The organism is Afipia clevelandensis ATCC 49720 (assembly GCF_000336555.1).
Lineage (GTDB): Bacteria > Pseudomonadota > Alphaproteobacteria > Rhizobiales > Xanthobacteraceae > Afipia > Afipia clevelandensis.
On the sequence record NZ_KB375281.1, the window covers coordinates 3,100,317 to 3,120,587 of the forward strand.

At 63.5% G+C, this 20,271-nt stretch carries 21 protein-coding genes; 10 read left to right on the plus strand and 11 right to left on the minus strand.

The window, feature by feature from the left end; genetic code table 11:
• Positions 1 to 23 precede the first annotated feature (23 nt).
• Positions 24 to 647 (minus strand): 2,3-bisphosphoglycerate-dependent phosphoglycerate mutase, encoded by a 624-nt coding sequence (locus HMPREF9696_RS14830; protein WP_002713848.1) that lies wholly within the window; start codon positions 645 to 647, stop codon positions 24 to 26.
• A 134-nt stretch (positions 648 to 781) separates the two neighbouring features.
• Entirely contained in the window at positions 782 to 1,594 is an 813-nt protein-coding gene (gene dapB / locus HMPREF9696_RS14835; protein ID WP_002713849.1) for a 4-hydroxy-tetrahydrodipicolinate reductase, read from the minus strand.
• Positions 1,595 to 1,749: 155 nt separating this feature from the next.
• Between dapB and HMPREF9696_RS14840 the strand changes: the two genes are divergently transcribed.
• Positions 1,750 to 2,742 carry a hypothetical protein gene (locus HMPREF9696_RS14840; RefSeq protein WP_002713850.1) on the plus strand — a complete coding sequence of 331 codons (993 nt, stop codon included), beginning with the start codon at positions 1,750 to 1,752 and terminating at the stop codon, positions 2,740 to 2,742.
• Positions 2,743 to 2,744: 2 nt separating this feature from the next.
• Here HMPREF9696_RS14840 and HMPREF9696_RS14845 read toward each other — a convergent pair whose 3' ends face one another.
• The 6 genes from HMPREF9696_RS14845 to dnaK all read right to left on the minus strand — a co-directional run bounded on the left by HMPREF9696_RS14845 (position 2,745) and on the right by dnaK (position 8,243).
• Positions 2,745 to 3,050, minus strand: a complete 306-nt coding sequence (locus HMPREF9696_RS14845; protein WP_002713851.1) for a DUF1330 domain-containing protein — start codon at positions 3,048 to 3,050, stop codon at positions 2,745 to 2,747.
• A 19-nt stretch (positions 3,051 to 3,069) separates the two neighbouring features.
• The gene (gene pyrF / locus HMPREF9696_RS14850; protein WP_002713852.1) at positions 3,070 to 3,777 is read right to left on the minus strand and encodes an orotidine-5'-phosphate decarboxylase; all 708 of its coding nucleotides are present in this window, start codon (positions 3,775 to 3,777) and stop codon (positions 3,070 to 3,072) included.
• 6 nt (positions 3,778 to 3,783) lie between these two features.
• Positions 3,784 to 4,365 (minus strand): NADPH-dependent FMN reductase, encoded by a 582-nt coding sequence (locus HMPREF9696_RS14855; protein WP_002713853.1) that lies wholly within the window; start codon positions 4,363 to 4,365, stop codon positions 3,784 to 3,786.
• A 50-nt stretch (positions 4,366 to 4,415) separates the two neighbouring features.
• Positions 4,416 to 5,015 (minus strand): class I SAM-dependent methyltransferase, encoded by a 600-nt coding sequence (locus tag HMPREF9696_RS14860; protein WP_002713854.1) that lies wholly within the window; start codon positions 5,013 to 5,015, stop codon positions 4,416 to 4,418.
• A gap of 109 nt (positions 5,016 to 5,124) precedes the next feature.
• Positions 5,125 to 6,252 carry a molecular chaperone DnaJ gene (gene dnaJ, locus HMPREF9696_RS14865; RefSeq protein WP_002713855.1) on the minus strand — a complete coding sequence of 376 codons (1,128 nt, stop codon included), beginning with the start codon at positions 6,250 to 6,252 and terminating at the stop codon, positions 5,125 to 5,127.
• Between the two features lie 89 nt (positions 6,253 to 6,341).
• Complete coding sequence (dnaK, locus tag HMPREF9696_RS14870) at positions 6,342 to 8,243, minus strand: molecular chaperone DnaK (RefSeq protein WP_002713856.1); 1,902 nt, start codon at positions 8,241 to 8,243, stop codon at positions 6,342 to 6,344.
• A gap of 336 nt (positions 8,244 to 8,579) precedes the next feature.
• Between dnaK and HMPREF9696_RS14875 the strand changes: the two genes are divergently transcribed.
• On the plus strand, positions 8,580 to 9,512 hold the full coding sequence (locus tag HMPREF9696_RS14875) for a hypothetical protein (RefSeq protein ID WP_002713857.1): 933 nt from the start codon (positions 8,580 to 8,582) through the stop codon (positions 9,510 to 9,512).
• Positions 9,513 to 9,652: 140 nt separating this feature from the next.
• On the opposite strand, the gene grpE is transcribed toward HMPREF9696_RS14875, so the two are convergent.
• Together grpE and hrcA are read right to left on the minus strand one after the other, a co-directional pair.
• Positions 9,653 to 10,246 carry a nucleotide exchange factor GrpE gene (gene grpE, locus HMPREF9696_RS14880; protein ID WP_002713858.1) on the minus strand — a complete coding sequence of 198 codons (594 nt, stop codon included), beginning with the start codon at positions 10,244 to 10,246 and terminating at the stop codon, positions 9,653 to 9,655.
• Positions 10,247 to 10,334: 88 nt separating this feature from the next.
• Complete coding sequence (gene hrcA / locus HMPREF9696_RS14885; protein ID WP_002713859.1) at positions 10,335 to 11,426, minus strand: heat-inducible transcriptional repressor HrcA; 1,092 nt, start codon at positions 11,424 to 11,426, stop codon at positions 10,335 to 10,337.
• Positions 11,427 to 11,674: 248 nt separating this feature from the next.
• On the opposite strand from hrcA, the gene rph reads away from it, so the two are divergent.
• Genes rph through hemW form a run of 3 tightly spaced genes read left to right on the plus strand, consistent with a single transcriptional unit; the run spans position 11,675 to position 14,223 of the window.
• Positions 11,675 to 12,391 carry a ribonuclease PH gene (gene rph / locus HMPREF9696_RS14890; protein ID WP_002713860.1) on the plus strand — a complete coding sequence of 239 codons (717 nt, stop codon included), beginning with the start codon at positions 11,675 to 11,677 and terminating at the stop codon, positions 12,389 to 12,391.
• 42 nt (positions 12,392 to 12,433) lie between these two features.
• Complete coding sequence (gene rdgB / locus HMPREF9696_RS14895) at positions 12,434 to 13,069, plus strand: RdgB/HAM1 family non-canonical purine NTP pyrophosphatase (protein WP_002713861.1); 636 nt, start codon at positions 12,434 to 12,436, stop codon at positions 13,067 to 13,069.
• Positions 13,066 to 14,223, plus strand: coding sequence for a radical SAM family heme chaperone HemW (hemW, locus tag HMPREF9696_RS14900; RefSeq protein ID WP_002713862.1), 1,158 nt, complete (start codon positions 13,066 to 13,068; stop codon positions 14,221 to 14,223). Before rdgB ends, hemW begins: the two co-directional genes overlap by 4 nt.
• 155 nt (positions 14,224 to 14,378) lie before the next feature.
• On the opposite strand, the gene HMPREF9696_RS14905 is transcribed toward hemW, so the two are convergent.
• Entirely contained in the window at positions 14,379 to 15,566 is a 1,188-nt protein-coding gene (locus HMPREF9696_RS14905; protein WP_002713863.1) for a penicillin-binding protein activator, read from the minus strand.
• Positions 15,567 to 15,739: 173 nt separating this feature from the next.
• Between HMPREF9696_RS14905 and rsmI the strand changes: the two genes are divergently transcribed.
• From rsmI to HMPREF9696_RS14930, 5 genes are all read left to right on the plus strand, one after another.
• Positions 15,740 to 16,681, plus strand: a complete 942-nt coding sequence (gene rsmI, locus HMPREF9696_RS14910; protein ID WP_002713864.1) for a 16S rRNA (cytidine(1402)-2'-O)-methyltransferase — start codon at positions 15,740 to 15,742, stop codon at positions 16,679 to 16,681.
• Entirely contained in the window at positions 16,668 to 17,144 is a 477-nt protein-coding gene (locus HMPREF9696_RS14915; RefSeq protein WP_002713865.1) for a YraN family protein, read from the plus strand. Before rsmI ends, HMPREF9696_RS14915 begins: the two co-directional genes overlap by 14 nt.
• A gap of 90 nt (positions 17,145 to 17,234) precedes the next feature.
• A complete protein-coding gene (gene gshB / locus HMPREF9696_RS14920; protein ID WP_002713866.1) occupies positions 17,235 to 18,176 on the plus strand; it encodes a glutathione synthase in 942 nt (313 codons plus the stop codon).
• 123 nt (positions 18,177 to 18,299) lie between these two features.
• Positions 18,300 to 19,142 (plus strand): hypothetical protein, encoded by an 843-nt coding sequence (locus HMPREF9696_RS14925; protein WP_002713867.1) that lies wholly within the window; start codon positions 18,300 to 18,302, stop codon positions 19,140 to 19,142.
• Between the two features lie 143 nt (positions 19,143 to 19,285).
• Positions 19,286 to 20,266 carry an MBL fold metallo-hydrolase gene (locus HMPREF9696_RS14930; RefSeq protein ID WP_002713868.1) on the plus strand — a complete coding sequence of 327 codons (981 nt, stop codon included), beginning with the start codon at positions 19,286 to 19,288 and terminating at the stop codon, positions 20,264 to 20,266.
• The last annotated feature ends 5 nt before the right edge of the window (positions 20,267 to 20,271 follow it).

Here is a 20,271-nt window from a genome sequence, read left to right on the forward strand (position 1 = left end):
CCCACAAGGGGAGAGGGGAAGAATTACCCCGCCAGATCCTTCACCGACGCCACCGTCGAATCCGCGTTGAGGCGGTAAACCACCGGCGCGCCGGTGCCGAGTTCGCGCTTGAGAATCTGGTCCGGCGTCAGCTTTTCCAGCACCATGATCAGCGCACGCAGCGAATTGCCGTGCGCCGCGACCAGCGTGCGCTCGCCGCGCAGCACGCCGGGCAGGATTTCCTGCACATAGTAAGGCAGCGTGCGCGCCAGCGTGTCCTTGAGGCTTTCGCCGCCCGGCGGCGGCACGTCATAGGACCGGCGCCAGATCAGCACCTGTTCCTCGCCCCACCTGGCGCGGGCATCGTCCTTGTTCAGGCCGGACAGATCGCCGTAGTCGCGCTCGTTCAGCGCGAGATTGCGCGTGACCGGAATGCCGCTCTGGCCCATTTCACTCAGCGCGAGATCGAGCGTGCGCTGCGCGCGTGTCAGATCGGACGTGAACGCGACATCGAACGACAGGCCCTCATCCTTGAGCTTGCGTCCGGCGGCGATGGCTTCCTTGACGCCGAGGTCGGTGAGGTTCGGGTCTTTCCAACCGGTGAAAAGATTCTTCAGATTCCATTCGCTCTGGCCGTGACGCACCAGCACAAGAAGACGTTCGCTCATTCGTTCAATCCAGTCGTTAGACGTTGACATCGTCATTGCGAGGAGCGCTTGCGACGAAGCAATCCACATCTTTTCTGTTTCAAGGAAGATAGATTGCTTCGCTCCGCTCGCAATGACGCCGGTGTAGAATTGTCCTAGGCGCCAAGGCCGAGCACATCGGCCATGGTGTAGAAGCCCGGCTTCTTGTCCTTTGCCCACATCGCCGCCTTCAGCGCGCCGCGCGCGAAGATCATGCGGTCTTCCGACTTGTGCGCCAGCTCGATGCGCTCATAGGGTCCGGCGAAGATCACGGTGTGATCGCCGGTGGCGGTGCCGCCGCGCAAGGTCGCGAAACCGATATCGCCGGGATTGCGTGCGCCGGTATAGCCGTCACGCGCGCGCACCGAACGCTGATCGAGATTGATGCCGCGCCCTTCGGCGGCTGCCTGACCGAGCAGATAGGCGGTGCCGGACGGCGCATCGACCTTCTGGCGATGATGCATCTCCAGAATTTCGATGTCGAAATCCTCATCCAGCGACTTCGCCACCTGCTTGACCAGCGCCGCGAGCAGATTGACGCCAAGACTCATGTTGCCGGACTGCACGACAACGGCCTGCGAGGCGACGCTGCGGATCACCGCATTGTCCGACGCCGACAGGCCCGTGGTGCCGATGACATGAACGATGCCGCGCTGGGCCGCGATGGCGACATTGGCGATGGTCGCGGCCGGCACCGTGAAGTCGAGAATGCCGTCGGCATCCTTCGACATGGCCCAGAGGTCGCCGGACAGTTCAACGCCATTGCCGGCAAGTCCGGCAAGCAGGCCGGCGTCCTTGCCGAGCAGGTCGGACCCCGGCGCTTCCAGCGCGCCCACAAGGGTGACCCCGTCGGTCTCGTCGATGGCGCGGATCAGGGCCCGGCCCATCCGTCCTCCGGCCCCCGCAACAATCAGGCGCATATCGGCCATTTCCAGCCCTCAAAACCCGTTTCAGAACTTGCTTTTGGCGGTATAGCGGCGGGAAGTCACGGCGGCAACCGCGCGCCACCGCGCGGCTGCCTCAGCCCGGAGTCATGCCCGGGTCACGCACGCGGCCTATTGAGGGATTTTAACAAGGACACCCCATGCGTCTGCTGCTCCCGGCCTTTGCCCTGATCCTTGCTATCGCAGCCTCGCCCGCGCCGGTGTCCGCGGCAGAGCGGATCGGCGGAGACAATGCCTTCTCGTTCGTGGCGCTGGGCGACATGCCCTACAACCTGCCGGAGGACTACACGAAGTTCGACCGGCTGATCGCCGCGATCAACGCGCTCAAACCCGCCTTCACGCTGCACATGGGCGATATCAAGTCCGGCAATCTACCCTGCAGCGACGAGGTTCTGAAAAAGAGCTACGACCAGATCCAGACGCTTCAGGGCGCGCTGGTCTACACCATCGGCGACAACGAGTGGCTCGACTGTCACCGCAAGGCGGCGGGCGGCTACAATCCGCGCGAGCGCCTCGCCAAGCTGCGCGAGATGTTTTTCGCGAACCCTGCGAAGTCGCTTGGCCAGTCGCCGCTCGCTGTGGAGAGCCAGGCGCAACTGATGCCGGAATTCTCAACCTATGTGGAGAACACGCGCTTTGCGAAGAACGGCGTCATGTTCTTCACCGCGCATGTGCCTGGCTCGAACAATGGTTTCGAGGCGCACGATCCCGAGGGCGTGCAGGAGTTCTTCGCCCGCGACAAGGCCAATGTCGCCTGGATCGATGCGAGTTTTGCCAAGGCGAAGGCCGACAATGCCAAAGCCATTGTGATGTTCGTGCAGGCCGAGTTCGACGAATCGCGCTTTCCCAACGGCGCGATGCCGCGACAGTCCGGCTTCACCAACACGCTCGACGCCATCGAGGCCGGCGCAAGATCATTCGGCAAGCCGGTGCTGCTGATCCATGGCGACGAACACTATTTCTCGATCGCGCCGCTGCGCAACAGCAAGGGCAAGCCGATCCCCGGCGTCAACAAGCTGATGGTCTACGGCGACACGCTGGTGCATGCCGTGCGCGTCGTGGTCGATCCCGACAGCAGCAACGTGTTCGGCTTCGTGCCGCTGATCGTGCCCGAGAACGGGATGGGAAGATAATTTTACGGCTGTTCGCCGTCATAGCCTTCGATGATGACGATCTCGCCCTTGGAATGCGGCGCGCGCGCTTTGATCAGTTCCTGATATTCCGGCGACTTGTAGCAGGCGAGCGCGGTCGCATAGTCCTTGAACTCGATGACGACATTGCGCGAGCGTGACGGCCCCTCAAAGGCTTCATAGGCCCCGCCGCGCGTCAAAAACTTCGCGCCGTACTTTTTGAACACCGCGCCATTATGGGCGACGTAATCGCGCTTGTAGCCGTCAAGATCATGCACATCGACCCGCGCCACCCAGTAACCCTTGGCCATTGTTGCTTCCCTTTCTTGATTATCCGCCTGCTTCAGCAATCTCCGCGACGATCGCGTCCGCCGCCGCTTTCGGGTCTGCTGCCTCCACCACCGGACGGCCGACCACGAGATAATCGGCGCCCGCAGCAATCGCCCGGCCGGGCGTCATGATGCGCTTCTGGTCGCCCACCGCGCTTCCCGCGGGGCGGATGCCCGGCGTCACCAGCGCCATCTGCGGGCCGACAATGCCGCGCACGGTGGCGGCTTCCTCGCCCGAACACACCAGGCCGTCGACGCCTAGCGCCTGCGCCTGCAGCGCGCGCGCTTCGACCAGATCCGACACGCCGAGCCGGTAGCCCGCTGCGTGCAGATCGTCCTCGTCGTAGGAGGTAAGCACCGTGACCGCGAGAATTTTCAGCGAAGGACCGCGCGCTTCGACCGCGGCCTTCATGGTTTGCGGATAGGCATGCACGGTCGCGAAGGTCGCGCCCAGCTTCGCAATGCTCTCGATGCCCTTGGCAACCGTGTTGCCGATGTCGTGCAGCTTGAAGTCGACGAACACTTTCTTGCCGCGCGCGGCGAGTTTCGGCACCAGCGCGAGGCCGCCGGCGTAACCGAGCTGGTAGCCGACCTTGTAGAAGGTCACACTGTCGCCGAGCCTGTCGATCAGCGCTTCTGCAGCCTCGACGCTGGAGAGATCGAGCGCGACGATCAGCCGGTCGCGGGTGTCAACATGGGCTGGTTTCACGGTGCCTCACATCATTTGCTGGGCGACGTCGATCAACTGATGCAGGGTTCCGCGCAGCAGTTCGGCGTCGGCGGGATTTTTCAGGCGATCCATCTCATCGAAGGCCTGATCGGCGAATGACAGGCCCATCTGTTTCGGCACCACCGTCGCGCCGCAGCCGAGCGCGAGGATCTGGCGCAGCGCCATCAGCACGCGCAAGCCTCCGAACTTGCCGTCCGACGCGGCGCCGATTGCGAAGGCGCGCTCGCGAAACACCTGACCGAAGGTCTCGTTGCGGTCGCGCACCCGCGTCACCCAGTCGATGGCGTTCTTGAGAAGCGGCGGCACCGAGGAATTGTATTCCGGGCTGACGATGAAGACGCCGTGATGCGCGCCGATCATACGCTTGAGATTGACGGCGTTGGCGGGCACGCCGGATTTCGCTTCGATGTCGCCGTCGTAGATCGGCAGCGGATAATCGGCGAGCGAAATCAGCGTGACATCGACGTCCAGCAGCGCCAGTTCCTTGACCGCCACGGCGGCCAGCCGCGCATTGATCGAGCCGGTGCGAAGCGAGCCGGGGATGACAAGGATTTTCAGTGCGGCCATAGGGTCAGCACTTAAAGCGTTTTCAGGATCAGGGAAAGCCGGTTCGTGCCTCAGCCCTTGCGGTAGACCCACACCCGCGCCGGCGGCAGGTTCATCCAGATCCGCTCCGAAGCCTGGGTATGGATTCCGGGCAGGGATTTCGGGATCGGCGGGGCCACCGAATAGGTGAACTGGACGAAGGGCGCGCCCGCTTCCATCTTCTGGAATGCATCGCGCATCAGCTTGAGGCGGACCAGCATCGGCTTGGTTACAAGCGGCAGGCCCGACACCATCGCGGAGGCCGGTTTCTTCAGGTCCGCCAGCGTCTGGTCGAGACTGTAGGCGTCGCCCTGGATCACGTTGGCATGGGGATAGCGCTCCCGCAGCAGCGCGCAGAAGCCGGGATCGAATTCCACCAGCACCAGCCGCTTCTCGGCAATGCCATGGGCGAGCAGCGCATCGGTAATCGCGCCGGTGCCGGGACCAAGCTCGATCACGGGGCCATCGGAATGGGGATCGACATACCGCGCCATGGTGCGCGCCAGCGCCTTGCTGGAGGGCATCACCGCGCCCATGTGGAGCGGCTTTTCAATCCATGAGCGGAGAAAACGGACCTCGTCGTCGAGACGAAGCGGCTTTTTCAACACACGCGCAGTGGATTGGGGAGCCATGATACTTCCAACAGAGCCCCAGGGCGGAGCGAGACGTCAAATTTCCTTCACAATGGGGTACCGACGCAAGCAAAAAGCGTCAAGAACGCCGCGCCGGCGGCAGCCGGGGCTAATTGGCGCGGGTTCCGAAGAAATCCTTGACCATCTTGAAGAAACCCGCCGCTTCCGGCTGGGTGTCGCCGGACGAGAGTTTTTCAAACTCCGCCAGCAGTTCCTTCTGCTTTTTGGTGAGGTTCTGCGGGGTTTCAACCACGACCTGGACGTACATGTCGCCCGTCTGCCGGGAACGCAACACAGGCATGCCCTTGCCCGCCACGCGGAAGCGGCGGCCGGACTGGGTGCCTGAAGGCACCTTCACCTTGGTCTTGCCCTTGTCGATGGTCGGCACATCGAATTCGCCGCCCATGGCCGCGGTCACCATCGACACCGGCACGCGGCAATGAAGGTCGGCGCCGTCGCGTTGGAAGAACTTGTGCGCGGCCAGCGACAGGAAAATGTAGAGGTCGCCCGCAGGACCGCCCTGCACGCCTGCCTCGCCCTCGCCGGCGAGACGGATGCGGGTGCCATCCTCGACACCGGCCGGAATGTTGACCGACAGCGTGCGCTCCTTTTGCACCCGCCCCTGACCGGAGCAGGAGGCACACGGCGTTTCGATCATCTGTCCGCGGCCCTGACAGCCCGGACAGGTGCGCTCCAGTGTGAAGAAGCCCTGTGCCTGGCGGACGCGGCCCGCGCCGCCGCACATCGAACAGACCTTTGGCTTGGTGCCGGCCTTGGCGCCGGTGCCGGAGCAAGTCTCGCAGGTCACCGCGACCGGAATGCTGATCTGTGCGGTCTTGCCGGTGAACGCTTCCTCCAGCGTGATTTCCATGTTGTAGCGCAGGTCCGCGCCACGCTCGCGGCCGCCGCGGCCGCGTTGTCCGGCCATGCCGAACAGGTCCTCGAAAATGTCGGAGAAAGATGAGGCGAAGCCTGCGCCGAAGCCATGGCCGTTGCCGCCGCCATTGCCATGCTCGAACGCGGCATGCCCGTAGCGGTCGTAGGCGGCGCGCTTCTGGCCGTCCTTGAGAATCTCGTAGGCTTCGGAAATTTCCTTGAACTTGTGTTCACAGGAAGGGTCCCCCGGATTCTTGTCCGGGTGCCATTTCATGGCGAGCTTGCGAAAGGCGGATTTCAGGCCGGCTTCATCGACAGAACGTTCGACTTCCAGCGTCTCGTAATAACAGGCCTTAGACATGGCTGATCTGGGTCATGCGAGTCTGGATGTGAGAGTGTTGGTTGGCCGCGAAGAGCCTCCCCTTGAGGGGGAGGCTTTCGCTTACGCGGTTACGCGGACTTCTTGCCGCTCTTGTCGTCGTCGACCTCGGTAAACTCGGCGTCAACGACATCGTCCTTCGCGGCATCCTTGGCGGCGTCTGCCTCGGCCTGCTGCGTGTACATCGCTTCGCCCAGCTTCATCGAAGCCTGCGCCAGCGTATTGGTCTTGGTCTTGATGGCTTCAGCGTCGCTGCCCTTCAAGGCTTCCTTCAGATCGGCCAGCGCATCCTCGATGGCCTTGCGATCGCCTTCGCCGACCTTCGATCCATGCTCGGCCAGCGCCTTCTCGGTGGAATGCACCAGCGCGTCGGCATGGTTCTTGGCGTCGACCGCCTCGCGGCGCTTCTTGTCCTCGGCCGCGTTGGCCTCGGCGTCCTTGACCATCTTCTCGATGTCGCTGTCAGACAGTCCGCCGGATGCCTGAATGCGAATCTGCTGTTCCTTGTTGGTCGCCTTGTCCTTCGCCGACACGTTGACAATGCCGTTGGCGTCGATGTCGAAGGTGACCTCGATTTGCGGCATGCCGCGCGGCGCCGGAGGAATGCCCATCAGGTCGAACTGACCGAGCATCTTGTTGTCCGCCGCCATCTCGCGTTCACCCTGGAACACGCGAATGGTGACCGCGCCCTGATTGTCCTCGGCGGTCGAGAACACCTGGCTCTTCTTGGTCGGGATCGTGGTGTTGCGCTCGATGATGCGCGTGAACACACCACCCAGCGTTTCGATGCCGAGCGAGAGCGGCGTGACGTCCAGCAGCAGCACGTCCTTGACGTCGCCCTGCAGCACGCCGGCCTGAATAGCTGCGCCGATCGCAACCACTTCGTCCGGGTTGACGCCCTTGTGCGGCTCCTTGCCGAACAACTGCTTCACGACTTCCTGCACCTTCGGCATGCGGGTCATGCCACCGACCAGAACGACCTCGTTGACCTCGGCTGCCGACAGGCCGGCATCCTTGAGCGCCTTGCGGCACGGCTCGATGGTCTTCTGGATCAGATCGTCCACCAGCGCCTCGAACTTGGCGCGGGTCAGCTTCATGGTCAGATGCTTCGGACCCGACGCATCCGCCGTGATGAACGGCAGGTTGATTTCGGTCTGCGTGGTCGACGACAGCTCGATCTTGGCCTTTTCAGCGGCTTCCTTCAGGCGCTGCAGGGCCAGCTTGTCGTTGCGCAGGTTGATGCCCTGCTCCTTCTGGAATTCGTCGGCCAGATAGCCCACGAGACGCATGTCGAAGTCTTCACCGCCGAGGAACGTGTCGCCGTTGGTGGACTTCACCTCGAACACGCCGTCGCCGATTTCCAGAATCGAGACGTCGAAGGTGCCGCCGCCGAGATCGTACACCGCGATGGTGCCGTTCTTGGTCTTGTCGAGACCGTAGGCCAGCGCAGCCGCGGTCGGCTCGTTGATGATGCGCAGCACTTCAAGGCCGGCGATCTTGCCAGCGTCCTTGGTGGCCTGACGCTGGGCGTCGTTGAAGTAGGCCGGAACGGTGATGACCGCCTGATCGACCTTCTGGCCGAGATGGGCTTCCGCGGTCTCTTTCATCTTCTGCAGAATGAAAGCGGAAACCTGCGAGGGCGAGTAGGTCTGGCCGTCAGCCTCGACCCATGCGTCGCCGTTCGATGCCTTCACGATCTTGTAGGGGACAAGTTTCTTGTCCTTCTCGACCGTCGGATCGTCGTAGCGGCGGCCGATGAGGCGCTTGACGGCGAAGATGGTGTTTTCCGGATTGGTGACCGCCTGGCGCTTGGCCGGCTGGCCGACGAGGCGTTCGCCGTCGTCAGTGAAGGCGACAATGGACGGGGTCGTCCGCATGCCTTCCGCATTCTCGATAACTTTCGGTGATTTTCCGTCCATCACGGCCACGCACGAATTGGTGGTGCCGAGATCGATCCCAATGACCTTTCCCATGGTCTTTCGTCCTTCCTTTTGCGGCAGGCTGGCAGGGCCCTGTCGGCGCTCCAATCCCAACCCCCAAGACATCAAATGTTCGCGACGTCGCGACGCTTCGCCTCATATAGGAGGGGGGCATGGGGCCGCAAGGACCGGCCCTTGTAAACAGCCGGGAAAATGGAATTTTCCGCTCCGGCCATGGGTCCCGGCGATCAAGCCCGTTGCGTCAATTTGCAACGATCCGGCCCTTGATCTGTTGGCCCGGCGCAGAAACAGTCGGGCCCTCGCACGACCCGGCTCCACCCCGCCGGGTCCGACCATTGAACGGCCTCAATACGACAGCAGTCAGGGTTCATGAAAATCATTGTCCGCGCCCTCGTCCTTACCTCCCTCATCATCGCCTCCCCGGCCCTTGCCGCCGATCCGGTGTTCCCCTCCGGCTCGCGCGTCGGCCTTGTGCCCGCCGAAGGGCTTGCCGCGGCGAAGGAATTTCTGGGATTCGAATCCGAGGACAAGAAAGTGAAGATCGGGGTCGCTGAAATCCCCGCCGAAGCCTTCACCACGGTCGAGACCGCCGTGAAGGAGGGCAAGCCGTCGCCCACCGGGATGAAGCCCGAACAGTTCGAGACCGCCGCCGGCAAGGCCTTCATCACGTCGGATACCGGCAAGGACGGCGCGACCACGGTGAAGATGTATTCGGTCATCATCGCGGGCGACAAGTTCACCGGCTACATCATCGCGCAGGCCCGCGAGGACGCAGCCAAGCCGATCTCCGACGAGGCCATGCGCAAGATGCTGGCTTCGGCGAAGCTGCGGGGCGAGGTGCCGGTCGAGGAACAACTCAGCCTGATGCCGTTCAAGATCGGCGAACTGAGCAGCTTCAAGACGGTCCGCACCCTGGCGCCGCGCGCCACGATCCTGCTGACCGACGGAACCGAGGACACCACGCTCGACGGCGCGCCCTATATGGTGATTGGCCTCACCACGGCCGGGCCGGAAAAGGCGGATGACCGCGGGCGCTTTGCCGAACAGGCCGCGCGCACCATTCCGGGCATCCGCAATGCGCGGATCACCTCGAACGAGCCGATGCGGATCGACGGCACCCCGGGCTATGAAACGCGAATTGATGCGGTCGCCGGAAAGAACGACACGCCGGTCACCGTGGTGCAATGGCTGCGGTTCGGCGGCGGCAGCTCGCTGCGGATCATCGCCAGCGCGACGCGCGAGGAATGGCCGAAGGCGTTTCCACGTTTCCGCGCGGTGCGCGACGGCATCGATCCACGCTGATCGGGTCACTGTTGGTCGTCATTGCGAGCGAAGCGAAGCAATCCATCTTCCACAAACAATGGATTGCTTCGTCGCTGACGCTCCTCGCAATGACGAGGTCAGTCTTCTGGCTCTTTCGCAAAATCCGGCGCGGCCGGCGATCAGCTCTTCGCGCCGCCCTTGGAGACCGCGACAAGCGCCGGACGCAGCACGCGGTCGCCGATGGTGTAACCGCCCTGCACGACCTGCACCACGGTGCCAGCGGGCACCGAGGAATCCGGCACCTCGTACATCGCCTGATGGAAGTTCGGATTGAACTTCTCGCCGAGCGGATCGAGCTTTTGCACGCCGTTTTTCTCCAGCGCCTTGAGCAGCGATTTCTCGGTGATCTCCACGCCTTCGATCAGCGACTTGAGACCGGCATCGGCGGCCTCGCGCGCTTCCGCCGGAACCGCATCCAGCGCACGCTGCAGATTGTCGGCGATGTCGAGTACGTCGCGTGCAAACGCGGTAATGCCGTAAGTCCGCGCGTCGGACACTTCCTTGGCCGTGCGCTTGCGCAGGTTTTCCATTTCCGCCAGCGTCCGAAGCGTGCGGTCTTTGGCCTCGGCGACTTCCTTTGTGAGCGCCTCGACCGATCCTTCATCCGGATCGTCAGGCATCACGTAAGGCTTTGAGACCACAGGCTCCTTATCGTTCGCCGCCTCCGGCGCCGCTCCGTCCTGCGGTTCCTTTTGCCCGTTGGAATTGGCCATTACTCACCTTTTCAGCAATCGTCGTCGTCAATGTGGGATTATTAGCCCGCATATCGTGCTTTAGGCGCCGAAAATCAAGCGTGAAGCGCTATTTGCCGACCAACTGGCTGACAATCCGGGCCGCGTAATCGACCATCGGAATGACCCGCGCATAGTTCAGCCGGGTCGGTCCGATTACCCCGAGCACGCCGACAATCTGCCCCGCGCCATCGCGGTACGGCGCGATGATGGTCGAGGAACCCGACAGCGAGAACAGCTTGTTTTCCGAGCCGATGAAGATGCGCACGCCATCCGCGCGCTCGGCACGGCCCAAGAGGTCGATCACGCCTTTCTTGGCTTCAAGATCGTCGAACAGGAGCCGCACCCGCTCGAGATCTTCCATCGCATGCAGGTCTTCCAGCAGGTTGGCGTGGCCGCGCACGATGAGCTGACGCTCCTCGCTGGCGCCGCCGGACCAGCTCGCGATACCGGCAGCCACAACCTTCTGCGTCAGTTGATCGAGTTCGTTGCGCTCCTGCGTCAGCGCGGCTTCAAGCTCGCTGCGCGCTTCCGCCAGCGTGCGGCCGCGAATCCGCGCATTGAGAAAATTCGACGCTTCGGTCAGCGCCGACGACGGCACGCCCGGCGGCAATGGCAACACGCGGTTCTCGACCTGGCCGTCTTCCGCCACCAGCACCACCAGCGCCTGCGTCGGCTCCAGCCGCACAAATTCAATATGCTTGAGCCGCACATTGGATTTCTGCGTCAGCACCACGGCGGCTGCGCGCGTCAATCCCGACAGCCGCGTCAGCGCTTCGCTGAGTGCCGCTTCCACCGACGGCGCGCCGCCGACGGACTTGAGCTGCTGTTCGATCGACTGCCGCTCGGGCTCGGTCAGATCGCCGACCTGCATCAGGGCGTCGACGAAGAACCGCAAGCCGAGTTCGGTCGGCAGGCGGCCCGCCGATGTGTGCGGCGCGTAGATCAGACCCAACTGCTCAAGATCCGACATCACATTGCGCACGGAGGCCGGCGACAGCGGCATGGTGATCAAACGCGAGATGTTGCGCGAACCGACCGGCTCGCCGGTGGCCAGATAACTCTCGACGATTTGCCGAAAAATATCGCGCGACCGTTCGTTGAGCTGCGCCAGCCCGGCATTCGGCGTGATCAGATGACCTGTCGGCTCGTGATGGGCCAATTCGGGCTCCAGACGGGGTTGAGACCTCTACAATTGTCCATCGTCCGGCATCATGACAAGCCGGTTTGTACAAGTTCGGCGTCATGGCGAGGAGCATAGCGACGAGGCAATCCAGTTTCCTCACAGGTGGATTGCTTCGCTTCGCTCGCAATGACGGGATATGGTCGCCCCATGGCCCTTGCCGCTGCTGTCCCAACCCCCTAAAAGCACCACCAAATCAAGGTTTCCCGGAATTTCAGGAGGTTTTCATGCGGCCAAGCCGTCGCGCGCCCGACGAACTGCGCCCCGTCACGCTGGAACGCGGTGTGGTCAAATACGCCGAAGGTTCCTGCATGGTGAAATTCGGCGACACCCATGTGCTGGTGACCGCGACGCTGGAAGACCGCCTGCCGCCATGGCTGAAAGGCCAGGGCCGCGGCTGGGTCACCGCCGAATACGGCATGTTGCCGCGCGCCACCCATGAACGCATGCGCCGCGAATCCGCCGCCGGCAAGCAGAGTGGCCGCACCGTGGAAATCCAGCGCCTGATCGGACGCTCGCTGCGCACCACCGTCGACCTCGTCGCGCTGGGCGAACGCCAGATCACCGTGGACTGCGACGTGATCCAGGCCGACGGCGGCACCCGCACTGCATCCATCACCGGCGCATGGGTTGCGCTGGCCGACTGCCTCCAGTGGATGAAGGCGCGCAACATGCTCAAGAACGACAACGTGCTGCGTGACAACGTCGCTGCGATTTCCTGCGGCATCTATAACGGCACCCCGGTGCTCGACCTCGACTATGCGGAAGATTCAGAAGCCGAGACCGACGCGAATTTCGTCATGACGGGCGATGGCCGCATCATCGAGGTGCAGGGCACCGCAGAGAAGACACCGTTCTCGCAGGACGAGTTCCTGAATCTGATGGCGCTGGCCAAGAAGGGCATCGCCCGCCTTGTCGATCTGCAAAAGATGGCCGTGGCCTGATTTAAGGCTTCCAACCACGCCTTTCACGGATAAGCATTGCGCATGAGTGATCATCGCCGAATCACCGGCCGCCTTGTGATCGCGACCCACAATCCCGGCAAGCTCGCCGAGATGCGCGAACTGCTTGCGCCGTATGGCATCGAAGCCGTGTCGGCGGGGGAGCTCGGTCTTGCGGAGCCGATTGAGACCGGCAGCACGTTTCAGGCCAACGCGCGCATCAAGGCGATCGCCGCCGCGAACGCGACCAATCTTCCCGCCTTCGCCGACGATTCCGGCCTCGTGGTCGACGCGCTCGATGGGCAACCGGGAATCTATTCGGCACGCTGGGCGGGCGAAGAAAAAAACTTCCTGGCCGCGATGACGCAGATCGAACGTCTGCTGCAAGAGCGCGGCGCGAAAGAACCTGCGCAGCGCACCGCGCATTTCGTTTCGGCGCTCTGTGTCGCATGGCCTGACGGACATCTCGAAGATGTCGAGGCGCGCGTCGACGGCACGCTGGTCTGGCCGCCGCGCGGCACTGCCGGCTTCGGTTACGATCCGGCGTTTCTGCCGAACGGCCACGGCCGCACCTTCGGCGAGATGACCAGCATCGAGAAGCATGGCCTGCCGCCGCACGGCATGGGCCTGTCCCATCGCGCGAAAGCCTTCGTGAAACTCGCGGAGATGTGCCTGACATGAGCACCGCCGCGAAAGAAGCCTTCGGCGTCTATGTCCACTGGCCCTTCTGCCTGTCGAAGTGTCCCTACTGCGACTTCAACAGCCATGTCCGCCATGCGCCGATCGACGAGTTTCGCTTCGCCCGCGCCTTCGAGCGCGAGATCGAAACCACCGCCGCGCGCACGCCCGGCCGTGAAGTTACCTCGATCTTTCTCGGCGGCGGCACGCCATCGCTGATGCAGCCGCAAACCGTCGGCGCAATTCTCAACGCCATCGCCAAGCACTGGAGCGTCGCCCGCGACGTCGAGGTAACGCTGGAGGCCAATCCCACCAGCGTCGAAGCCACGCGCTTCAAGGGTTACCGCTCCGCCGGCGTCAATCGTGTGTCGCTCGGCGTGCAGGCGCTGGACGATGCCTCGCTGAAAGCACTCGGACGGCTGCACACTGCACGCGAAGCGCTCGATGCCGTCGCCATCGCGCGCTCGGCATTCGACCGCTACTCATTCGACCTGATCTATGCGCGGCCCGACCAGACGCCGCGGATGTGGGAAGACGAGTTGAAGCTCGCGGTGGCGGAAGCCGCCGAGCATCTGTCTCTCTATCAGCTCACCATCGAACCGGAGACGCCGTTCTTCGGATTGCATGCGGCGGGCAAGCTCAAGATTCCAGACGAGGCTGTCGCACGCGCGCTTTATGACGTGACCCAGGAGGTGTGCGCAAAGCTCGGCCTGCCGTCGTATGAGATTTCCAATCACGCGCGGCCGGGCGCCGAGTGCAAGCACAATCTCGTCTACTGGCGCGGCCAGGAATATGCCGGCATCGGGCCGGGCGCCCATGGCCGTCTCGATATCGACGGCATCCGTCACGCCGTCGCCACCGAGAAGCGGCCCGAGACCTGGCTGATGCGGGTCGAGGCGCAGGGCCATGGCGTGATCGGCGACGACCTGCTCAACAGCGAGGAGCGCGCCGACGAGTATCTCCTGATGGGATTGCGCCTCGCCGAAGGCATCGACCCGGCGCGCTACAAGGCGCTGTCCGGCCGCGCGCTCGATCCGCGGCGGATCGAAATCCTGCGGGATGAGGGCGCGATTACCGTCGATCCCGACGGGCGCGTGCGCGTGACCATGCAGGGATTCCCGGTGCTCGACGCCGTGGTCGCGGATCTGGCGGCTTAGTTTCTCTTCCCCTCTCCCCTTGTGGGAGAGGGTGGCGAAGTTGAGCATCGCGAAACTGAGCCGGGTGAGGGGTTGCCAACATAGCGATGAGGCGCTTACCCCTCACCCGCCCTCACTTCGTTCGGGCACCCTTTCCCACAAGGGGAGAGGGGAAATTACGCCCCGAAACTCTTCGGCGAGCCTGCGGCAACCACGCCGCCGGTTGCGCCGACCCGCATCACCGCAAGGCCGCGCTCGTTGGTGCCGTCGCTGCGGAAACGGAACAGCCCGTCGATTCCGGCAAAGCCCGACGGATTGGTGAGAACGTCCGGCGCAAAACGCTGGCCGCCCTGGGTGCGCGCCAGCGCCGCGACAAGCGCAACGCCGTCATAGGCCAGTGTCGCTGTCCGCACCGGATCGCCGCTGTACTTGGCGCGATAGCGCGCGGAGAAACTGCGGAAGCCCGAGGGGTCCGGCGCTGCATAAAGTCCGCCGCGCAGATTGACGTTGCCGAACACGCGCGGATTGTCCCACAGGCCCGTGCCGAGCAGTTGCACGCGCTTGAAGTCGGCGCCGCTTGAGACGAGCTGGTCCGCGACCGCGGTGAGCGTGTCGCCATCATCCGCCAGCAGCAGGGAATCCGCACTCGCCAGAGACTGCACGATGGCCGCGGAGCCTTGCGTGCGATCCGCACCATACTTCTCGAATGCGATAATGCGTCCGCCCCTGCGCGCCACGGCCTGCTTGAACGCGACCTCGACCACATTGCCATAGGCGTTTTCCGGCAGATACGCCGCAAAGGACCGTTTGCCCGTTCCCGCCGCGTAGCTGACGATACGGCTCACATCGGATTCGGGCAGGAAGCTCAGAAGATACACGCCGCGCCCGGCGACGCTCGAATCGGTCGAGAACGCGATCATCGGAATGCCGCGGTTGCGCGTGACCTGCGCCGCGCCGGGGACCGACTGCGCGAACAGCGGCCCGAGAATGATCTCGGCGCCTTCATCCACCGCCTGTTGTGCGCCTTGCTGCGCACCGGCTGCGTTGCCGCCATCATCCTTGATCAGGAGCTGGATGTTCGGGTTCTGGAATTCAGCCAGCGCCAGTTCGGCCGCGTTGCGCATCGACTGCGCGGCTGCGCCGGCATTGCCGGCCGCCGACAACGGCAACAGCAGACCGACCTTGACCTGACCGCTGCCCACCGATGTCGGCTGTTGCGGCGGACCGGCCGGTTGCTCGCCTCCGGAAAACGATGACATGCCGCCGGCACAGCCGGCGACAAGCGGCGCGCCCAGAATCAGACCCACGGCGCTGCGGCGAGTCGCTCCGCTGCGGGAAGGCTTGGGGGAATTTTGCGCAACCATCGTTTCTCTTCCGGGCATTGATCCTCGGACACATCTGGAAGAGGATTCGGGCATATTGTCGGCTATAAGCGAACCGGATCAAAGGCTTTTCACACAGTCAAGCACAACCGGACATGAACAGCTATTGCAGGTGCGAACAAGACGCCGCGGCTTTGCCGCGCTAGGTTACCGACATGCGTGCCAAATCTTTTTCCGCTTCATCCGAACCCGGCGAGTCCATGCGCAGCTTTGTGGTGGCAGGACACCTCATCGGCGCGTCGAAGGCCGCGCCGGGGCTTTATCTGGTGGCGACGCCGATCGGAAACCTCGGTGACATCACCCTGCGCGCGCTGGAGACGCTGGCAGGTGTGGACATCATCGCCTGCGAGGACACCCGGATCACGCGGCGGCTGCTGGAACGCTTCTCCATCAACGCGACGCTGAAACAGTATCACGAGCATAACGCCGAACAGGCGCGGCCGAAGATTCTGGAAGCGCTGGCGAATGGATCGTCCATCGCGCTGGTCTCGGATGCGGGTACGCCGCTGATTTCCGATCCGGGCTTCAAGCTGGTGCGCGAGGTGAGCACGGCGGGCTTTCCGGTGATCGCGCTGCCCGGCCCGTCGTCGGTGCTGACGGCACTGTCGGTGGCGGCGCTGCCGACCGACCGGTTTTTCTTCGAGGGCTTTCTGCCGTCAAAGCAGAACGCCCGCCGCACCCGCATCACCGAGCTTGCGCGCATCGATGCGACATTGGTGATGTTTGAAAGCGGCGCGCGGGTGCAGGACTGCCTGCACGATCTCGCCAGCATCATGGGCGCGCGTGATGCTGCAATCTGCCGCGAATTGACCAAGCTGCATGAAGAAGTCCGCCGCGCGCCGCTACCGGAGCTTGCCGCGATCTCGGACACGCTCGAAACCCGCGGTGAATTCGTGTTGGTGATCGCCCCGCCCGCGGCAGACGCCGGCATGGATGACGCGGCGCTGGACACCCTGTTGCGTGCCGCATTGGCGAGCGGCAGTGTGAAGGATGCGGTGGCACAGGCGGTCGACGCATCGGGCCGCGCGAAGCGGGACGTCTATGCCCGCGCGCTCGAACTGTCGAAAGACATGCGGAGCGGCGATGACGGAGAATAGCGATCCGCCGCAGCGAACGCTCAAGCGCCGTGGCACCATCGCGCCCGAGAAGTCGGCGCCCAAGAGTTCGGCGTCCGGGGACCGTCCGGGAAAAACGCCCGCACCGGAGCGCGTCGCGGCGTTTCAGACCGGCCTCTCCGCCGAGAGCAAGGCCAGCGCTTACCTGATCGCGAAAGGCTATCGCATTCTGGCGCGGCGGTTTCGCACGCCTTACGGCGAGATCGACATCGTGGCCCGCCGGCGCGGCCTGCTGGCCTTTGTCGAGGTCAAGGCGCGCGCATCGCTGGACGACGCGGCGTATTCGGTCACCCCGCAACAGCAGCAGCGCATTGTCGCCGCCGCGCAGGTCTGGCTGATGACCCATCCCGAGCACGCGAATTTCGAGATGCGCTTCGACGTGGTCCTGATCGCGCCGAAACATCTTCCAAAACACCTGATGGCGGCGTTCGATGCGGGGGTTTGACCAGCAGGGTTGCAAGGATTTGCGCTGGAAAGATCGCGCCAAATCGCACAGATTGCCGCCGCAACAGATCAACAGCCGGGTTTGAATATCATGAAGCTGAACGTCGCCGTCCAGATGGACCCCATCGCGCGGATCAATATTCGCGGCGACTCCACCTTCGCTTTGCTGCTGGAAGCGCAGAAGCGCGGCCATGCTATCTCCTACTACACGCCGGAGAAACTTTCTCTCCGGGGCGAGCAACTGGTGGCGAGCGTGCAGCCGCTCACCGTGCGCGATCAGGAAGGCGATCACTTCACGCTGGGCGAGCCCAAGCGCGTCGATCTCGAATCCTTCGACGTGATCCTGCTGCGGCAAGACCCGCCGTTCGATCTCGCCTACATCACCACCACGCATTTCCTCGAACGCATCCATCCGAAAACGCTGGTGGTCAACAACCCGGCCAGCGTACGCAACGCTCCGGAAAAGATCTTCGTCATGGAGTTCGCGGACCTGATGCCGCCGACGCTGATCTCGCGCGACAAGGACGAGATCAATGCCTTCCGCGCCGAGCATGGCGATGTGGTGATGAAGCCTCTGTATGGCCATGGCGGCGCGGCAGTGTTCCGCATCACCCCGAACGACATGAATTTCGGCTCGCTTTACGACATGTTCTCGGTGACATTCCGCGAACCGTGGGTGATCCAGCGTTTCCTTCCCGAGGTGAAGCACGGCGACAAGCGCATCATCCTCGTCGACGGCGAATTCGCCGGCGCGGTGAACCGCGTGCCCGCGGCCGACGACCTGCGCTCCAACATGGTGCGCGGCGGCGCGGCGGCTGCGACCGACCTGTCGCCGCGCGAACGCGAAATCTGCGAGCGGCTCGGGCCGGCACTGCGCGAGCGTGGGCTGCTGTTCGTGGGCATCGACGTGATCGACGGCCACCTCACCGAGATCAACGTCACCTCGCCGACCGGCATCCGTGCCATCGCACGGCTTGGCGGCCCCGACGTTGCGGCAAAAATCTGGGATGTCATCGCCGCCAAGCGCAAGTGACGCGGCGGCTGCAAGGCTGCCCTTGCTTTAATCAATTGCTGACCATCGTCTGACAATCTGGCCTCCGGAGGCGTGCGCGATCGCGGGTTACGCGGTATGCGTGCACCGAACAGGCTGGGACCCATGGCGATTGAAGTCTTTAGCGGCACATCCATCCCGCGCGAGCTGACCACGGCTGCGATGGAATACCTGTGGGTAAAGTGGAAAACTCTCCACGATACCAATGACTTGAACCTGCAGCGCCTGACCGAGGAATCGGACTTTCCGCTGCAGGCCAACATGACCCACCTGATCAGCACCGGCGACGACTTCCTCTACGTCTACGTCGGGAAGACGATCCGGGACGCCTCGCAGGAGCAACTCGCCGGCATGCTGCTATCGCAGAGCGCCAACCCGGTGCGGCGTGAATTTCTCGATGTCTACCGCCAGAGTGCGAGCAGGATGGCCCCCTGCTTCATCCGCTTTACCGGCAATGAATCGCAAAGCGGCCGGGTCTGGCAGCGGCTGGTGCTCCCGATCAGGCTCGGAAACGGCGCCGTGATGCTGGTGATCTATTCCGAGCTGATCAGCTATCAGCTCGAGGTCTACGATCATCTGTTCCGGACCGCGCCGGACGCCATGGTGATCGCATCGCCCATCGCCAACGACGCCGGCCACACCACCGATGGCTGGGTGCTGATGATCAACGATCGCGCGCGCCAGTTGCTGAAGTTCGACGGCAGCATCGGCAACCTGCGCCTCAACCAGTTCCCGCAATTCGCTGGCGTCGACCTTTGGGGACGCCTGTATGCGCCCAAGGCCGCGGCCGCGATCACACCCGTCACCACGCCGGACTTCGATGTCGAGATCATGCGTTTTCCGCATGTGTTCGGTCTTCGCATTTCGCCGAAAGCCGCCCGTGTTGACGCCGCCGATGCGCCGCTGGCGCCCGGCATTGCCACACAGACGGCCTCCCAGACCGCCTGATTTTCAGAATATCTCGACTGAAATTGTCATGACGGCGTCACGCTCTGGCGCGTGCGCCGTTGCACGCGCGCTTGCCAGTTCGCCGGAACGGGCCGCATAATCGTACCCGCGACGGCCAACAACAAAATTCAACGGAGGAACGCATGACTCTCGATGTTTCACGACGATCTCTCCTTGCTCTCGGCGCGGGTCTTGGCGCCGGACTTGCTGCGACGACAATCAGCGGCGGTGCGCTGGCAAAGGCTCCGAAGCTCGGCACGCAGGCGCCCTATTTCCATCGCTTCACGCTCGGCAGCGCGGAAGTCACCGTGGTGTCCGACGGGCCTCTGCCGCTCGGCGATCCTTCCGGCACCTTTATCGGCGTGCCGAAGGAAGACGTGAAGAAAATGCTGAGTGACAACTTCCTGTCCACCAGCAATGTCGTGCTTGAGCAGAATGCACCGATTGTGAATTTCGGCGATCGTATCGTGCTGTTCGACACCGGCATGGGCACATCGAAGCTGTTCGGCCCGACCACCGGGCGCTTGCAAAAGAGCATCACCGAGGCCGGCCTCAAGCCGGAAGACGTCGACGCCATCGTCTGCTCGCACGCGCATATCGACCATATCGGCGGTATCGTCGGCGCCGACGGCAAGCCGTTGTTCCCGAACGCGCAGGTCTATATCAGCCAGACCGACCTGGAATTCTGGACCGATGAGAAGAAGATGGACGGGCCGCTGAAGGATTTCATCGTCCATGCCCGCAAGAACCTGATGCCGGTGCGCGACCGCGTCGTGTTCTTCAAGGACGGTCAGGAGTTCCTGCCCGGCATCACGGCGCTTGCCGCGCCGGGCCACACCTTCGGCCACCACATGTTCATGATCCAGTCTGACGGCAAGTCATTCGCCTTCCTCGGCGATCTGACGCACCACCAGATCCTGCTGCTCGAACGCCCGCGCATGGAATTCGCCTACGACTCCGATCCGAAAATGGCGGCGGCGACGCGGGTGAAGATGCTGGACATGCTCGCAGCGAACAAGACGGCGGTGATGTCGTATCACTTCCCGTGGCCGGGCTATGGTCATGTGGTGAAGGCGGGCGACGGCTTCCGTTACATCGCCGAACCGATGATCATGAATCTCTGACCCGA

Bases quoted from the DNA above. Each gene is read 5' to 3' on its own strand.
- dnaJ (WP_002713855.1), bottom strand. From the start codon at position 6,252: ATGTCTAAGGCCTGTTATTACGAGACGCTGGAAGTCGAACGTTCTGTC.
- HMPREF9696_RS14875 (WP_002713857.1), top strand. From the start codon at position 8,580: ATGAAAATCATTGTCCGCGCCCTCGTCCTTACCTCCCTCATCATCGCC.
- HMPREF9696_RS14930 (WP_002713868.1), top strand. From the start codon at position 19,286: ATGACTCTCGATGTTTCACGACGATCTCTCCTTGCTCTCGGCGCGGGT.
- HMPREF9696_RS14905 (WP_002713863.1), bottom strand. From the start codon at position 15,566: ATGGTTGCGCAAAATTCCCCCAAGCCTTCCCGCAGCGGAGCGACTCGC.
- HMPREF9696_RS14830 (WP_002713848.1), bottom strand. From the start codon at position 647: ATGAGCGAACGTCTTCTTGTGCTGGTGCGTCACGGCCAGAGCGAATGG.
- rsmI (WP_002713864.1), top strand. From the start codon at position 15,740: ATGCGTGCCAAATCTTTTTCCGCTTCATCCGAACCCGGCGAGTCCATG.
- rdgB (WP_002713861.1), top strand. From the start codon at position 12,434: ATGAGTGATCATCGCCGAATCACCGGCCGCCTTGTGATCGCGACCCAC.
- HMPREF9696_RS14855 (WP_002713853.1), bottom strand. From the start codon at position 4,365: ATGGCCGCACTGAAAATCCTTGTCATCCCCGGCTCGCTTCGCACCGGC.
- HMPREF9696_RS14845 (WP_002713851.1), bottom strand. From the start codon at position 3,050: ATGGCCAAGGGTTACTGGGTGGCGCGGGTCGATGTGCATGATCTTGAC.
- HMPREF9696_RS14840 (WP_002713850.1), top strand. From the start codon at position 1,750: ATGCGTCTGCTGCTCCCGGCCTTTGCCCTGATCCTTGCTATCGCAGCC.
- hemW (WP_002713862.1), top strand. From the start codon at position 13,066: ATGAGCACCGCCGCGAAAGAAGCCTTCGGCGTCTATGTCCACTGGCCC.
- rph (WP_002713860.1), top strand. From the start codon at position 11,675: ATGCGGCCAAGCCGTCGCGCGCCCGACGAACTGCGCCCCGTCACGCTG.
- HMPREF9696_RS14860 (WP_002713854.1), bottom strand. From the start codon at position 5,015: ATGGCTCCCCAATCCACTGCGCGTGTGTTGAAAAAGCCGCTTCGTCTC.
- dnaK (WP_002713856.1), bottom strand. From the start codon at position 8,243: ATGGGAAAGGTCATTGGGATCGATCTCGGCACCACCAATTCGTGCGTG.
- grpE (WP_002713858.1), bottom strand. From the start codon at position 10,246: ATGGCCAATTCCAACGGGCAAAAGGAACCGCAGGACGGAGCGGCGCCG.
- dapB (WP_002713849.1), bottom strand. From the start codon at position 1,594: ATGGCCGATATGCGCCTGATTGTTGCGGGGGCCGGAGGACGGATGGGC.
- HMPREF9696_RS14925 (WP_002713867.1), top strand. From the start codon at position 18,300: ATGGCGATTGAAGTCTTTAGCGGCACATCCATCCCGCGCGAGCTGACC.
- HMPREF9696_RS14915 (WP_002713865.1), top strand. From the start codon at position 16,668: ATGACGGAGAATAGCGATCCGCCGCAGCGAACGCTCAAGCGCCGTGGC.
- gshB (WP_002713866.1), top strand. From the start codon at position 17,235: ATGAAGCTGAACGTCGCCGTCCAGATGGACCCCATCGCGCGGATCAAT.